Source organism: Streptosporangium roseum DSM 43021 (assembly GCF_000024865.1).
GTDB classification, from domain to species: domain Bacteria; phylum Actinomycetota; class Actinomycetes; order Streptosporangiales; family Streptosporangiaceae; genus Streptosporangium; species Streptosporangium roseum.
Window position 1 is genome coordinate 3,661,352 of sequence record NC_013595.1, and the last position, 16,581, is coordinate 3,677,932.

7 protein-coding genes are annotated in these 16,581 nt (G+C 74.3%); 6 read left to right on the top strand and 1 reads right to left on the bottom strand.

Annotation, left to right across the window (positions count from 1 at the left end; all coding sequences use genetic code 11):
* Positions 1-69: 69 nt before the first annotated feature.
* From SROS_RS16220 to SROS_RS16245, 6 genes are all read left to right on the top strand, one after another.
* Positions 70-2,847 carry an AMP-binding protein gene (locus SROS_RS16220; RefSeq protein WP_012890027.1) on the top strand — a complete coding sequence of 926 codons (2,778 nt, stop codon included), beginning with the start codon at positions 70-72 and terminating at the stop codon, positions 2,845-2,847.
* 49 nt (positions 2,848-2,896) lie between these two features.
* Complete coding sequence (locus SROS_RS16225; RefSeq protein WP_012890028.1) at positions 2,897-6,076, top strand: non-ribosomal peptide synthetase; 3,180 nt, start codon at positions 2,897-2,899, stop codon at positions 6,074-6,076.
* A 4-nt stretch (positions 6,077-6,080) separates the two neighbouring features.
* Positions 6,081-11,675: a non-ribosomal peptide synthetase gene (locus SROS_RS16230; protein ID WP_012890029.1), complete on the top strand. Its 5,595-nt coding sequence runs from the start codon at positions 6,081-6,083 to the stop codon at positions 11,673-11,675.
* Entirely contained in the window at positions 11,666-12,646 is a 981-nt protein-coding gene (locus SROS_RS16235) for a DUF6734 family protein (protein ID WP_012890030.1), read from the top strand. The genes SROS_RS16230 and SROS_RS16235 overlap by 10 nt, the downstream gene beginning before the upstream one ends.
* The gene (locus tag SROS_RS16240) at positions 12,643-14,235 is read left to right on the top strand and encodes a condensation domain-containing protein (protein ID WP_012890031.1); all 1,593 of its coding nucleotides are present in this window, start codon (positions 12,643-12,645) and stop codon (positions 14,233-14,235) included. Before SROS_RS16235 ends, SROS_RS16240 begins: the two co-directional genes overlap by 4 nt.
* A 95-nt stretch (positions 14,236-14,330) precedes the next feature.
* Positions 14,331-14,963 (top strand): ACT domain-containing protein, encoded by a 633-nt coding sequence (locus tag SROS_RS16245; RefSeq protein WP_012890032.1) that lies wholly within the window; start codon positions 14,331-14,333, stop codon positions 14,961-14,963.
* Positions 14,964-15,023: 60 nt separating this feature from the next.
* Here SROS_RS16245 and SROS_RS16250 read toward each other — a convergent pair whose 3' ends face one another.
* Positions 15,024-16,310: an ABC transporter ATP-binding protein gene (locus SROS_RS16250; protein WP_012890033.1), complete on the bottom strand. Its 1,287-nt coding sequence runs from the start codon at positions 16,308-16,310 to the stop codon at positions 15,024-15,026.
* Positions 16,311-16,581 lie beyond the last annotated feature (271 nt).

The following is a 16,581-nucleotide window of genomic DNA, read 5'->3' on the forward strand; positions in this document are numbered from 1 at the left end:
CGCCCGCGGCCCGGTGTCACTCTCGTTCGATTCCCCCCCCGCTCGCGCGCGCCCGCCCAGGAGGCCGGCATGAGTGTGCACGACCCGGCTCCGCTCACGATCCCCCGGCTGCTCGCCGCGCGGGCGGAGACCGATCCCGACAGACCCGCCCTCGTCGCCGACGGACTCGGCGACCTGACCTTCGGCCAGTGGGAACGGCGCTCCGACGCCGCCGCCCGCGGCCTGCTCGACCGGGGACTCCGTCACGGGGACCGGATCGGCCTGCTGTTCGGCGGAGACGAGTGGACCGAGTTCGCGGTCGCCTTCTGCGCGGTGCTCAAGGCCGGCGGCGTGGCGGTGCCGCTCTCCGCCCGCCTCAGCGGCCACGAGGTCCTCGACACCCTCGGACGCTGCGCCGCCACGGGCGTGCTGCACGGCACGGGCACGCCGGGGCTCCAGGACCCCGGCCGCTGGTGGACGACGACGCCCGAGACCGGCGGCGGCTCACCCACCGGCGTCGAGGTACGGCCCGGCGACCTGGCCCAGATCATCTACACCTCCGGCACGACCGGCACTCCCAAGGGCGTCGGCGCCACCCACGCCAACCTGACCCACGGCCGCTCCCCGTACCCCCGGCGCCGGGCCTACTCCCACTCCCAGCGCTTCCTGCACGCCTTCCCCATCGGGACGAACGCCGCGCAGATGATGCTGATGGACGCCCTCACCGCCCACCCGGCGGCGCTCACCCTGCCCGGATTCGAGCCCGAGGAGTTCTGCCGCCTCATCGAGGCCCACCGGGTGGGCACCGTCTTCCTGGTCCCCTCCATGGCCATCGAGCTGCTCGGCTCGGGCGCCCACCGCAGGCACGACCTGTCCAGCGTCCTGCTGCTCAGCTCCTCGGCCGCCGCGCTGCCCCCGTCGGTGGCCCAGGATCTCGCCGCGGCCTTCGCCGGGGCGACCCTGGTCAACTACTACACCTCGACCGAGGCCGTCCCCGCCCAGACCACCATGATCGTCGATCCCGCCCGGCCCACCTCGCTCGGCCGGGCCACCGACCTCGGCGACCTGCGCATCCTCGGCCCCGACGGCCGGGCCCTGCCGCCGGGGGAGACCGGCGAGGTCTGGCTCCGCTCCCCGGCGGCCCCGCGTTCCTACGTGGGCGACCCGGAGGGCAGCGCGCTGGTGTTCCGCGACGGCTGGGTCCGGATGGGCGATCTCGGGCACCTCGACGCCGACGGCTACCTCTACCTGTCCGACAGGGAGAGCGACGTCATCAAGTCAGGGGCGCTGAAGGTCTCCACCGTCCAGATCGAGGCCGCCCTGCACGAGCATCCGGCGGTGGCCGAGGCCGCCGTCGTGGGCGTGCCCCATCCGGTGATGGGCGCCATGCCCGCCGCCGCGGTACGGCTGGCGCACCCGGTGCCGGTGGACGAGATCCGCGACTTCCTCTCCACCCGGCTGGCCCGCCACGAGCTGCCCACCCGGATCGTCGTGGTCGACTCCTTCCCCCGCAACGACATCGGCAAGATCCTCAAGTCCGGGGTGCGCGACCTGTTCGCCGCCCGGGGCCGGCGGGTCCCGCTCACCTCCGAGCAGGAGGCGCGCCTGGCCGTTCCCCGGATGCGGGAGGAGACGGTCCGGGTGGCGATGCGGGTCCGCGACGCGGTGGACCCCGGGACGCTGCGGCGCGCGCTCCGCGAGGTCGCCGCCGCCCACGAGGCGCTCAGGCTGACCTTCCCGTCCGCCGACGGCGCCCACGTCGCCGAGATCGCCCCGGAGATCGAGCCCGACCTGGTCCGCCTCCCGGCCGGACGCCCCGGCGGCGTGGCGGGAGAGGACGGAGCCGGGCCAGCCACGGCGGACGGCCGGTCCGGGGACGACCCGGCAGGGGACGGGGCCGGGCCGGAGGACCGGGTCGAGCGCGAGTCGGGCAGGCCCTTCGACCTGGAACGCGGGCCGCTCTTCCGGGTGATCCTGACCGGGCCGTCCGCCGACGGCTGCCTGCTCGTCCTCTGCGCCTCCCCGCTGGTCTGCGACGCCTGGTCACTCGACACGGTCCTGTACGAGCTCGGCACCGCCTACGCCGCCGCGCTCGCGGGCCGGGCCGCCCCCGTCCCGGCCGCCACCGCAGGCTACGCCGACTGGGCGGCCCGCCGCCGCTCAGACCGGCCCCCCGCGCCGCCCGGTCCGGCCGCGCCTCATCCACCCCCGGTCGGATCGACGCCGCCCGGTCCGGCCGTGTCTCATCCGGATCCGGCCTCCCCCGTGCCGCCCGGCCCGGCCGTGTCCCACCAGGACCGTCCCGCTCCGATGCCGCCCGGCCCGGCCGTGCCGTACGGCTTCCGCCTGGCGCCCGAGGTGGCGGGGCGGTTCCGGCAGATGGCCCGTGCCTGCCGGACCACGCCCGCCACGGTGGCGCTGGTCTGCTGGGCGGCCACGGTCTCCCTGATGGAGGAGGTGCCGGACCCGGTGGTGCTCGTGCGCGAGCCCGGCCGGGCCGAGCCCGCCCACGCCGGCATGGTCGGCCCGCTCGCGCTGGACGTCCCCGTCCGGATCGCGCCGCCCGGCGGCCTCGACGACCCTTCCGACCTCCTGAAAACGGTGGAGTCGGCCGCGACCCGGCCGTCCCCGCCCTCCGGGCCGCACACCGCCCGCTTCCTCTTCGAGGGCTTCAGACCCGAGCCGTACCTGCCCGGCCTGAAGTCCGAGCCCCACCCGCTGCCGGTGGCCGCACCCGCCGACGGCAGGCCCCTCCTCACCCTCACCGAACAGCCGGACGGATCCATGTCCGGCGTCTGCGCGGGACCCGGCGCCGAGCGTCTCGGCCGGCGGTTCCGGCGCATGTGCGACGACCTCTCTGTCTCCTGAGCTCCCGCGGCCTTGCGGCCCTCCGAGCTTTCAGCACTGATCGGAAGTGATGTCAGTGACGTCCGAGATCGACTCCCCACCCGTCCCGGCCTCGCTCGCCCAGCAGGGAATCTGGTTCAACGAACGGCTGGGCGGTGCCGGGACCGTCTACACGATGCCCTTCTCCGTCACGTTCGACGGCCCGCTCGACGTGCCCGCCTTGACCGCCGCCTGCCGGGCGCTGATCGAGCGGCACCCGATCCTGGCGAGCACGGTCCGGGAACGGCAGGGCGTGCCGTACGTCGTGCCCGCCGCCACCCCGCCCGCGCCGGTGGTCGCCGAGGTCACGGCCGCCCGGCGTGACGACCTGATGAGGGCGGAGATCCTGCGCCCCTTCGACCTGGCCGCCGGTCCGCTCGTGCGGATGACCCTCTACGTCGAGGAGGCGGGCCGGGCGACGCTGCTGGTCGTGGCGCACCACCTCGTCTTCGACGGCGAGTCCACCTCGGTGTTCCTGCGGGACCTGGCCGAGCTCTACCGGGCCGGGGTGACCGGCACCCCCGCCGACCTGCCCGCGCTGGACCACGACGGGCTCGCCGAGCGGGCCGCGGCCAGGGTCGAGGCCGGCCTCTCTTTCGCCCGGGAGTTCTGGAGCTCGCGGTGGCGCCCGCCCGCCGAGGTGATCCTGCCCGGCCTGGCCGGACCGGTGCCCGCGGTGGACGAGGGGGCGGCCGTGGAGTTCGCGCTGCCGCCGGAGTCCCGGGAGGCGCTGGCCCGGCTGGCGGAGGAGATCGGGGCCGGCAGGTTCGAGATCGTGCTCGCCTCGCTGCACGTGCTGCTCCACCGGTACGGCAACGCCGAGCCGACGGTCGCGGTCGATCTGGGCACCCGCTCGCCGGAGACCCGCGACCACCTGGGCGCCTTCGTCAACGAGCTGCCCGTCACCGCCGGGCTCCGGCCCGAATGGGGCTTCCGCCGGTTCGTGGCCGACCAGCGCTTCGGGTACGGGCTCCGCTCCGACCTGCGCGGCCTCTTCCGGGCCCGGGAGGTACCGCTGTCGCGCGCGGTCAGCGGGGTCAGGCCCGGTGTCGCGCTCGCCCCGATCTCGCTCGGCTACCGCAGGCGCGAGGCCGCGCCCGCCTTCCACGGGGTCGACGCCCACGTGGAGTGGGTGCTGTTCAACCACACCGTCCGCGGCGCCATGCGCGTGCACATCGTGGACGGGCCCGGCCGCTTCGGTGTCGTCCTCCAGTACAACCCGCAGATCATGGCCCGCGAGGACGCCGAGCGGGTGGCCGCCCACTGGCGCGCGCTGCTCGACGCGGTGGCCGCCGACCCCGACATGCCGCTGGCCGAGCTGCCGATGCTCGACGCGGAGGAGACCGGGCGGCTGCTGTCGCGGTGGAACGACACCGCCGCCGGCCATCCGCCGCTCACCCTTCCCGAGCTGGTGGCCGCCCAGGCCGGCCGTACCCCGGACGCGACCGCGGCCGTGTGCGGCGCGCAGACGATGACCTACGCCGAGCTCGGCGCGGCCGTGGACGACCTGGCCCGGCGGCTGCGCGGCGCCGGCGTGGGACGGGGGACGCTGGTCGCGGTCTGCGCCGAGCGCTCGCTTGCCACCCTGGTCGGCCTGCTCGCCGTGGCGCGCGCCGGCGGGGCCTACCTCCCGCTCGACCCGGACCATCCCGCCGAGCGCCTGCGCCTGGTCCTGGAGGACTCCGGGGCCGCCCTGATCCTGGCCGGCTCCGGCCGGCACGACCGCCTGGCCGGCTCCGGCGTGGCGGTCATCTCGCTCGACGCCCCCGGCCCGCGGTCCGGGGAAGGCGATCGGGGGCCGGGGGAGGGCGGTTCCGGCCTGGAGCGGTCCGGGGAAGGCGGGTCCGGCGCGGGAGGTCGGGGGGAGGGCGGGCTCGCCTGGCCGGAGCTCGGCGACCTCGCCTACGTCATCTACACCTCCGGCTCCACCGGCCGCCCCAAGGGCGTCGAGATCCCGCACCGGGCGCTGACCAACCTGCTGCTGGCCATGCGTGACCGGCTCGGTTCCCAGCCGGGGGACGGCTGGCTCGCCCACACCTCGCTGTCGTTCGACATCTCGGCGCTGGAGCTCTACCTGCCGCTGGTGACCGGGGGACGGGTCGTCATCGCCCCGGACGCCGCGGCCAGGGACGGGCACGAGCTCGTACGGCTGGCCGCCGAGGGGGTGAGCCACGTGCAGGCGACCCCGTCCGGCTGGCGGATGCTGCTCGACGCCGGGTTCGACCTGCCCCGCGTGACCGCCCTGGCCGGCGGTGAGGCTCTCCCCGCCCCCCTGGCCCGCGAGATCCTCAGCCGGGCCGGCCGTCTGATCAACGTCTACGGCCCCACCGAGACGACGATCTGGTCGATGAGCGCGGAGATCGCCGAGCCCGTCACGACCGTGCCGATCGGCGTTCCGCTGGCCAACACCCGGGTGCACGTGCTGGACGAGCGGCTCGGGCTGCTGCCGCTGGGCGTACCCGGCGAGCTGTGCATCGCCGGTGACGGCGTCGCCGACGGCTACCACAACCGCCCCGAGCTGACCGCCGAGCGGTTCGCCGGCGACCCGTTCGGGCCCGGCCGGCTGTACCGCACCGGTGACCGGGTGGTCAGAAGGGCCGACGGGCAGATCGAGTTCATCGGACGCCTCGACGACCAGATCAAGCTCCGCGGGCACCGGATCGAACCGGGGGAGATCGAGTCCAGGCTGCTCGAACACCCCGGCATTCCCCGCGCGGCCGTGGTCGCCCGGGAGGACGACAAGGGGGAGCGGCGGATCGTCGCCTACCTGGAGTGCGGGCAGGTCCCCGGCGACGTGCGCGAGCACTGCGCCGGGACGCTGCCCTCCTACATGATCCCGGCCGACTTCGTCGGGCTGCCCCGGCTGCCGCTGACCCCCAACGGCAAGCTCGACCGGTCCGCGCTGCCCGCGCCCGGCCCCCGGGAGAGCGAGGCAGGCCCTCACGAGAGCGCGGCCGGCGTGGCCGGGCCGCACTCCTACAGCGGGGTGGCGGCCGAGCTCCACGAGATCTGGTGCGACGTGCTGGGGCTTGAGGCCGTCGGGCCGCAGGAGGACCTGTTCGAGCTGGGCGGCCACTCGCTGACCATCACCCAGATCGCCTCCCGGGTCCGCCTGCGCCTGGGCGCGGACCTGCCGCTCCACATCTACTACGACGAGCCCACGATCAGCGCCGTCGCCGCCGCCGTCGAGCGCCTGAACGGGAAGAACTGAGCCGGTGCAGACACGACTCCCCGACGCCGCCCGCACGGACGGCGTCCCGCTCTCACCCGGCCAGGAACGGCTCTGGTTCCTGGACCAGCTCACCCCCGGTGACGCCTCCTACAACGTCTATGTCTCCGAACGGCTCCGCGGGCCCCTCGACTCCGGCGCGCTGGTCCGCGCGTTCGGCGAGGTCGTGGCCAGGCACGCGGTGCTGCGGACCCGATATCCGAGCCAGGACGGCCGCCCGGTCCAGGTCGCCGACCCGGCCGGGCCCGGCCTGCGGTACGTGGACCTCTCCGACGGGCCGGAGGAGCGGCCCCGGGATCCGTCCGACGGGCCGGAGGAGCGGCCCCGGGATCCGTCCGACGGGCCGGAGCGGCGGGCCCGGGACCTGGTGGCCGAGCTGACCAACCGGGGATTCGACCTCGCCGGCGGCCCCGTGCTGCGGGCCGCCCTCATCCGGCTGGCCGCCGACGACCACGTCCTGTGCCTCGTCATCCACCACATCGCGGTGGACGGCTGGTCGCTGGGGGTGCTCCGCGCGGAGCTGGCCGCCCTGTACGGGGCCTTCGCCGCCGGGCTGCCCTCGCCGCTCCCGCCCCCCGCCCTGCAGTACGCCGACTACGCGCTGGCATGCCGGCAGGACCCCGGCCGCGACGAGGACCTGGCCTACTGGCGGACCAGGCTCGCCGACCCGCCGGTGCTGGCGCTGCCCACGGACCGGCCCCGGCCCCGGATCCGGACGGCCAACGGCGCCTACGTCGCGCGACGGATCCCCGGCCCGCTGGCCGCGGAGGTCGCCCGGCTGGCCAGGACCGAGCGCTGCACGCTTTTCATGACGCTCACCGCCGCCTTCCAGGCCCTGCTGGCCCGCCACACCGGCCAGGACGACGTCTGCGTGGGCACCCAGGTCGCGGCGCGGGACCGGCCCGAGCTGGAGGGGATGGTCGGCTTCGTCGTCAACACCCTCGTGCTCCGCGGCGACCTGTCCGGCGACCCGTCCTTCCGCGACCTCATGCGCCGCACCCGGGCCACCGCGCTGGAGGCCTACCAGCGGCAGAGCACGCCCTTCGACGCGCTGGTGAACGAGCTCGGCATCGACCGGGACCTGTCGCGCACCCCGCTCTTCCAGGCGCAGCTCGTCCTGCACAACCAGGCCCAGGCCGGCCCGTCCCTGCCGGGGATCACCACCGAGCTGTTCGACGGCGGGTTCGCCCTGGCCAAGTTCGACCTGTCCCTGGAGATCGGGCAGGAAGAGGGGGAGCTGCGGGCGCACTTCGCCTACAACAGCGACCTGTTCGAGCCGGCGACGGTCGAGCGGCTGGCCGCCCGCTTCGAGGCCCTGCTGCGCTGCGCCGTCGCCGACCCGGGCACCCGGCTGTCGGAGCTGGAGCTGCTCGACGCGGACGAGCGCCGGCTCATCCTGGAGCACTGGAGCAGGCCCGGCCCTCCGGGTCGCGCAGGCGCCCCCGGCGCCCCCGGCACCTCCGGCACCTCCGGCGGCCCGGCGCCCGCGGGCGACCCCGGGCCGTCCCGGGATCCCGGCCCGCTTCAGGGGGCCGGCCCGTCCCGGGACGGCGGGCCGTTCCGGGACGTCGCCACCCTGCACGGGCTGGTGGAGCGGGCGGCCGCCCGGACGCCCGAGGCCGTCGCGGTCGTCTTCGGCGACGACGCGCTGACCTACCGGGAGCTGGACGCCCGCGCCGACCGGCTGGCGGCGGTCCTGCGCGATCACGGGGCCGGCCCCGACCGCCGGGTGGCGATCTGCCTGGAGCAGTCGCTCGACCTGGCCGTGGCCGTGCCGGCCGTGCTGAAGGCGGGCGGCGCCTACGTGCCCCTCGACCCCGAACAGCCCGCCGACCGGCTGGCCCACATGGTCGCCGACTCGGGGGCCGAGGTGCTGGTGACCACCCGCGCGCTGGCCGGTCGCGTGTCCGCCGGGATCACCGTCCTCCTCGGCGAGGGGGAGGCGCCCACGGTCCTCCTCGACGGGCGGGAGGAGCTCAGGGGCCTCCTCCCCCCGAGGGAGGCGGGCCCGGACGACCTGGCCTACGTCATCTACACCTCGGGCTCGACCGGCCGTCCCAAGGGCGTGGCCGTACAGCACCGGCAGGTGCTCAACTACCTGGCCGACGCGCACGAGCGGTTCGAGGTGGTGGACGGGGCCGGGTACGCCCTGCTGCAGTCGCTCTCCTTCGACTTCGGGATCACGATCTTCTACCTGGCGCTCGCGACCGGGGGGTGCCTCCACCTGGTGCCGTCCCGGATCTCCGGCCCCGACCTCGCCGACTACGCGGACCGGGCCCGGATCGACTACCTGAAGATCACCCCCTCCCACCTGGGCGCCCTCACCGCGGAGGTCGACCCGCGCCGGCTGCTGCCCCGCCGGGTGCTCATCCTCGGCGGCGAGGGGTCGGCCTGGGAGTGGACCCGCGAGCTGGCCGCCCTCGGCGTCTGCCGGGTGGTCAACCACTACGGCCCGACCGAGGCCACGGTCGGCGTCACCACCTACGAGGTGGGCGCCGACGACGACGTCCGCGGGCCGGTCACCCCGATCGGGCGGCCGCTCGGCCACGCGCGGGCCTACGTCCTGGACGGGCGGATGCGGCCGGCGCCCATCGGCGTGATCGGCGAGCTGTGCCTCGGCGGGGACCGGCTGGCCCGCGAGTATCTCGGCCGCCCGGACCTGACCGCCGAGAAGTTCCTGCCCGACCCGTACGGCGAGCCCGGCGACCGGCTCTACCGCACCGGCGACCTGGCTCGCTGGCTGCCGGACGGCAACCTCGAGTTCCTCGGCCGCCGTGACCTCCAGGTGAAGGTCCGCGGCTACCGGGTCGAGCTGGGCGAGGTCGACGAGGCCCTGCGCACCCTGCCGGGCGTCGCCCACGCCGTCGTCGACGCGCGCGGCGGGCCGGGGGCGCTGGAACTGGTCGCCTACCTGGTCGCCGCCGACGGGCCGGCGGCCCGGCCGGGGGTGGGGGAGCTGCGCAGGCTGCTGCAGGCCGTACTGCCCGACTACATGGTGCCGACCCGCTACGTCTGGCTGGACCGGCTGCCGCTGAAGTCGCACGGCAAGGTCGACCGCGCCGCCCTGCCCGAGCCCGAGGCGGTCCGGCCCGACCGGGAGGCGGCGTTCGAGGCGCCCTCCGGGATGGTGGAGGAGGCCGTCGCTTCGGCCTTCGGCGAGGTGCTCGGCCTGGACCGGGTCGGCGCCACCGACGACTTCTTCGACCTGGGCGGGCACTCCCTGCTCGCCGTGCAGGTGGTCGCCCGGCTGCGCCGCCGGCTGGACGGGATGCGGCCGGTCAGCGTGATGGACCTGTTCCAGCACCCGACCGCGCGGGGCCTGGCCACCCTGGTGGAGGCGGGCGACGACGGGCCGCGCGGCCTGCTGTACGAGCTGACGCCCAGGATCGCCGCACCCGAGCTGACGCTGGTGTGCGTGCCGTACGGCGGCGGCAGCGCGGTGGTCTACCAGCCGCTCGCCGACGCCCTGCCCGCGGGATGCGCGCTGCACGCGGTGGCCGTGCCGGGCCACGACCTCGGCCTGGCCGAGGAGCCGCGTCCCCTCGCCGAGGTCGCCGCCGAGTGCGCCGCGGAGATCCTCAGGAAGGTGACCGGCCCGCTGGTGCTGTACGGGCACTGCGGGGTGGGCGGCGCGCTCACCGTCGAGATCGCCCGTCAGGTCGAGGCCGCCGGGCGCCCGCTCGACGCGGTCTACCTCGGCGGCCTGTTCCCCTTCGCCCGGCCCACCCGGGGCGTGCTGGGTCGCTGGGCGCGGTTCACCGGGCTGGAACGGCTGCGCGGCGACCGGGGCCAGGTGAACTGGCTGACCGGCATGGGCGCCGACCTGTCCGGCCTGACCGAGGAGCAGCTGGCGTTCGTCGTGCGCAACATGCGGCACGACTCCAGGCAGGCGGAGGAGTACTTCACCCGCCTGGTCGAGGAGGGCGCGGAGCCGCTGAGCGCCCCGATCATCTCGGTGGTCGGCGAGCGCGACCCCAACACCGAGTTCCACGCCGAGCGCTACACCGAGTGGGACTTCCTCTCGCCGCGCACGGCGCTGGCCGTACTCGACGAGGGCGGGCACTACTTCCTCAAATACCGGGCCGAGGAGCTGGCGGAGATCGTCACCACGGTCCATCCGGCTCTCGCCGCGCCGGCCGTGCCGGAGCCCGCCACCCCCACCTGGCGCGTGGCCGGCCGCTCCGACTCCTCCGTACCCGTGGAGAGGGGCACCGCGGCCCCCGAGCCCAGCCTGGGCCGGTTCCTCGCGGTCGCGATCGGCCAGCTCGTCACCATCGTCGGTGCCACGCTGACCGAGTTCGCGATCCCGATCTCCACCTACCTGGACAGCCGCTCCCTCACCCAGTTCGCCGTGCTCCAGGTGCTCGCGCTGATCCCGGGCATCCTGGTGGCCCCGCTGGCCGGGGCGGTGGTGGACCGGGCGAGCAGGCGGACGGTCATGCTCGGCGGCAACATCGCGGCCCTCGTCGTACAGCTGCTCACCGGCACGCTGCTGTGGACCGGCGAGCTGGCGGTCTGGCACCTGTACCCGCTGCTCACCGCCCTGTCGATCGCGCTGACCTTCCAGCGGCTGGCCTACGTGTCGGCCGTGCCCCAGCTCGTGCCCAAGCGCTACCTCGGCCACGCCAACGGGGTGGTCCAGATGACCACCGGCGTCGCGCAGTTCGTCGCGCCGCTCGTCGCGGTGGGACTGCTGGCGACCATCGGCCTGGAGGGGATCCTCGCGCTCGACGTCGCCGGATACGTCGCGGGGGTGATCGTGCTGCTGTGCGTCGGCTTCCCGGCCAGGCTGGCGGGCGAGCGCCGCGAGTCCGTCGGCGCGGAGATCGCCGGGGGGTTCCGGCTCCAGATGGGACAGCGCGGTTTCCGGGCCATGCTCGTCTTCTTCGCCCTCTTCAACCTGGTGCTCTCACCGGTCTTCCTGCTGTTCTCGCCGCTGACGCTGTCCTTCGGCACGCTCGCCGACGCCGGATACGTCGCGCTCCTCGGCGGGGCGGGAGCGGTGACCGGCGGGCTGGTCATGAGCGTGTGGGGCGGACCGGCGCACCGGCGCATGCACGGCGTCCTCCTCGGGACCCTGGCGCTCGCCGCCTGCTGCCTGGTGACCGGCGCGCACGGGTCGCTGCTCTTCGTCGGGCTGGGCGCCTTCGGGGTGGCGTGCTCGCTCGCGCTCGTCAACGGCGTCTACGCGACCATCGTCCAGGTCAAGGTGGCCCAGCGCTTCCACGGGCGGGTCTTCGCCCTCAACCAGATGGTCGCGCTGTCCACCATTCCGCTCGGCGTGGCCGTGATCGCGCCGCTCGGCGAGCGCCTCCTGGAGCCGATGTTCCTGCCCGGCGGGCTCCTCGCCGGTACGGCCGGCGCCGTCATCGGGGTCGGTCCCGGCCGCGGCATCGCGTTCATGTACGTGGTGTGCGGCCTGCTGGTCGCTCTGATCGCCCTCGTCGCGCTGCGCAGCCGGACGCTGTCGCGGTTCGACGACGAGGTCCCCGACGCCGTCGCCGACGATCTCGTCGGGATCCAGGCGCTGAACGACAGAACCGGCACGACCGAGCGGAAGGAAGCCGTCCCGTGTCCCTGACCGTACCCGCCCTCCACGTCAACTGGACCGGTCCGCACCGGGCCGGCCTCCGCCGCCACCGGGACCGGGCCCTGGAGAACGGCCCCTACGGCATGCCGGTCGAGGAGATCCTCACCTGCGTCCACAGCGCCCACGCCTGGCGGGCCTTCCACGGCGGCGTCGAGCTGGTGACCGACGAGCTGGGCGCCTCCTACGCGGCGGCACAGGGACTGGACGCGCTCTACGACCGCATCGACACCTCCCTCGACGCCCTCGACGCCCTCGACGTGGACCCGCTGTTCTACTTCGCGGCGGGCAAGAGCTACGCGGCCCGGCTGCGCGCCGCGCCGTTCGCCGTCGTCGACACCGACCTCTACCTGCGCCGTCCCGTCGACGGGCTGGAGCGCGGCGGGTTCGTCTTCGCGCACTGGGAGTCGGTGGGCAACGACGTCTACCCGCCGGTTCCGGAGGTCCCCAACCAGGCCGGCCTGGACCTGTCGCGCTGGACCTTCGACACCCCGGCGGCCAACATGGCGGTCTCGATCTTCCTCGACGACCGGCACCGCGCCGAGTACGCCGAGGCGTCCATGGCGTTCATGACCGGCAACGCCGGGCCGTCGGCCACCGCCCCGATCGTCCGCCAGACCTTCGCCGAGCAGCGCATCGCCCCCGCGGTCGCCCGCTCCCTCGGGGTGGACCTGCGTCCGGTCACCGAGCGTTTCTGGATCGTGGAGACGGAGGAGTGGGACGGCCCCTCCTACGCCGACCGCTTCCACCACACCTGGAACCAGAAACGGCTGCTGCGCCAGTTCCCCGAGCTGCGCCCGGCCTACTGGCGCTACCTGCTGGAGGACCTGCTGTGGCGCTTCCCCGGCACCGGCGATCTGCTGCTGTCGGTGCCCGCGCTCAAGGAGTGCGCCGACCTCGTCCGCACCGTCCGGCGCGACCTGGCCGCCCACGGCCCCAGCCTGATCGAATGGAGCACCCCGTGACCGCCCCGACCACCGAGACGGAGCTCGGCGCCCTGTGGCGCCAGGTGCTCCGCGTGCCCGCCGTCGCCCCCGGCGACAACTTCTTCGAGCTGGGCGGCGACTCCTTCCGGGCCGCCCAGCTCGCCGGCCTGGTCGGCACCCGCCTGGGGGTGCCCGTCACGCCGGCCCTCGCCTTCGACCGGCCGGAGCTGGCCGGGCAGGCCCGCTGGATCGACGACGCCCGCGCCGCGGGGCTCTCGGCCGCCGCCGGGCCCGCGACCGGCGGGGGAGCTCCGCTCAGCACCCAGCAGGAGGACTTCCTGTACTGGATGTTCGAGAGCGAGCCCGTCCGCGACATCGGGTCCTGCGCCACCGCGATCCGGATCCGCGACTCCTTCGACGTGGCCGTCCTCACCCGCGCGCTGGAGGCGGTGATCGCGCGGCACGAGCCGCTGCGCAGCGTCGTCACCGCGTCGGGGGAGGTGATCGTCGCTGACGAGCTGCCGCCCGAGGTCGCCGAGGCCGTGGCCGAGGGCCGGACGCCGCAGGAGCGCGAGCGCGACGCCGAGCGGATCGTCTGGCACGAGCGCATGCGTCTCGACGACGTTCTGCGCGGCCCCCTCGTGCGGGCCCTCGTCGTGCACCTCGGCGAGGACGACCACGTGCTGGTCCTCGCCGTGCACCACTTCGCCTTCGACGGCTTCTCCCTGGGCGTCATGCTCCGCGAGCTGGGCATCGTCTACTCGGCCCTGCGTACGGGCTACCCCAGCCCGCTGCGCCCGCTGCCGATGTCCTACGCCGACTACTGCGCCTTCACCCGCGAGCAGTGGCCGCGCAACCAGGCGTACTGGGACCTGGTCCTGGAGGGTGCCCCCCGCGAACTGACGCCGTTCCCCGGCCGCAGGGAGACCACCCTGTTCTCCCGCCGCAGGCACGCCTTCGAGATCGACGCGGAGCTGGCCGGCCGGCTGGGGGAGACCGCCAGGGCGCGCGGCGCGACCACGTTCATGGCGGTGGCCGCGTGCTGGACCTGGCTGCTGCGCCAGTGGACGGGGATGACCGACCTGGTGGTGATGTCGCCCGTGCCCGGCCGTACCGCGCCCGAGCACGAGACGCTGATCGGCTGCCTGGTCCAGTCGCTCATCCTGCGCCTGGACGCCTCGGGCGACCCCTCCTACGGCGAGCTGGTCGACCGGGTCCGGGAGGTGTCCGTGGGGGCGGTGGCGCACCAGTTCCACGCCTACCAGGACGCCCGGCTCCGGGTGCCCTTCCCCTCGCGGATCCACTACGAGAGCTTCGGCGCCCCGCACTTCCCCGGCCTCATGTCCGAGGCCTTCCCCTTCCCCCGGGAGCAGGAGGGGCTGGACTGGAGCGCCAACCCGGGCGAGGTCGACCTCAGCGCCCCGGAGCTGATCGTCGAGGAGCAGCGGGACGGCTCCATGCTGGCCGCCGTGGTCTACAACCACTACGGTTACGACCCCGCGACGGCCGCCGAGCTCGCCGAGTCCTTCCAGGAGTACGTCAGGGCCGCCGTGGCCGTTCCTGACTCCCCGCTGCCGCCGCTGCCCGCGACAGCCAGCCACGCCGGGGCGGAGGCCAGCCAGGGCTGATGTTTTCCGGCGACAGGTCTTATCCTGGACATCTCCCCGGAACCTTCGTGAAACCTGTCTAGGACACCCTGATGTCCGAAGAGAGGTGATCCACAATGATGTTGCGGCTACGGGTGTCCTTTCCCGATCGCCCGGGGGCGCTGGGGCAGGTCGCCCGGGTGCTCGGCACCCTGGGGGCGGACATTCTCCAGGTGACGGTGCTGGAACGGGAGACCGGCCGGGCCGTGGACGACTTCACCGTCTCCTGGCCCGGCGCCGCCGACGCCGACACGGTCCGGGATCGCCTGTCGGTCATCCCCGGCATACGCGTCGAGGCCGTCTGGCCCACCCGCGAGATTCCCGGCGCCGCGCCCGACTACGACCTCCTGAAGCACGTCGCGGCCGACCCCGGCAGGGCCTTCGCCACTCTCGTGGACGCCGCGCCCGACCTGGTGAGCGCCGCGTGGGCGGTCGCGGTCTCCTCCGGGACCGGCGAGCTCGTCCACCGCAGCTGGCAGGCCCCGGCCTCGCTCGACGAGGCGGGCGGCCTCGCCGGCGTCAAGTCGGGTGACCTCACCCCCCTGCGGCCCTCGACCCTCGCCGTGGGCCGGTGCCACCTGATGAGCCTCCCCGTGCCCGCCGCGGGCCTGCACCTTATCCTGGCCCGCACCGAGGGGCCGTCCTTCCACCGGGCGGAGCTGGACCGTGCCATCCGCGTCGTGGAGATCGTCTCCATCCTCGGCCGCTGATCCCGCGGCGGCACCGGCGGACCCGCGCCGGAGGGCGTACGGCGGTGCCGTGCCGGCCGGTCAGCGGTGCGGCGGGTCGATGCGGGAGCCGTCGAGGGCGAAGAGCATCAGGCGGGTGACGTCGACGCCCACGCGGGCCGGTTCGCCGGCCCGCCAGACGGGGCGGGAGCCGACGCGGACGATCAGGTCGGCCCGGCGGTGGGTGCCGGCGCCGACCTGCTCCTGCGCCTGCGCAGGTTCGGGGTCGAGCCCGGAGCCCGGCAGCAGGCGCCTGAGGACCGCGCGGGCCCGGCCTCCCGGGGCGGTGGCCGCCAGGTCGCGGACCTTGTGGCGGGGGTCCGGGGGCTCGGGGACGGGCACGGTGGGGATGCCGCTCTCGACGTAGGCGAGCCACTCGTGGCCGTGGTACTCCAGGGCTCGGACGCGGCCGAGGAAGACGGGGCCCTCGAACGTCTCGGGGACCGGCGCCAGGCAGTCCGGGCGCAGGCCCACGATGATCTGGTGGCCGACGTGCTGGGAGATGGCGTAGGCCCTGGGATCGGTCCAAGGGATCATGATCTGGTGCACCCCGAAGTCCAGCAGGATGAACTGGTTCTGCGGGGTGCGCACGGTGGCCGCGAGCAGGTTGAGCTGCTGGGAGCTGAGGAAGGCGGCGGTGAAGGCGGTGGCCGGGTCGTTGTAGACCTGACCGGGGGTGCCGACGTCCTGGAGCACGCCGCGGTTCATGATGGCGATCCGGTCGGCCAGGGTCAGGGCCTCGACCTGGTCGTGCGTCACGTAGACCGTGGTCACGCCGAGGGAGCGGACCAGGGAGGAGATCTCCATGCGGAGCTCGGTGCGCATGCCCGCGTCGAGGTTGGACAGCGGCTCGTCCATCAGGAAGAGCGAGGGCTGGCGGACGATCGCCCTGCCCATCGCGACGCGCTGGCGCTGGCCGCCTGAGAGCGTTCCAGGGCGGCGTTCGAGGGTCTCGTCGATGTGCAGCGCCTTGGACAGCTCCGTCACGCGTTCCCTGACCATCGCCGGGTCCGCCTTGGCGATCTCCAGGGGGAAGGCCATGTTGCCGCGTACCGTGCGGTGAGGGTAGAGCGCGCCGTTCTGGAAGACCATGGCGACGTCCCGGTCACGCGGGGCGAGGTCGTTGGCGAGGGTGCCGCCCAGCCAGAGGTCTCCGGAGGTCACCTCCTCCAGGCCCGCGATCATCCGGAGCAGTGTGGACTTGCCGCAGCCGGAAGGCCCCAGCAGGACGAGGAACTCCCCGTTTTCGGCGCGCAGATTCATGCGGTCGACCGCCAGGTATCCGCCGGGGTAGACCTTGCTCACATTGTCGAGGACGACGGTACTCATGCGCGCTCGTTCCTCCCGGGTTCCGCTGCCCGGATCCAGCCGTGTGATTGATGAGGTAGTACATCGCGCCACTTGCCCATGTGTCCATAGATGTCGTTAGAAATTGCACATCTGCTGGTTACTTCCATGTTTCTGGTGAGTAGCTATGTCGCGCATTAGAGGGATGGTGCTCCAAGGCGAGGCCACGGCCGTCCCGGCGAGTGGGAGATGTTACAGTTTGCGAAAAGTTTCGGAAACGAATTTCACGCCGGGGCGTCGAATGTCGTTCAGC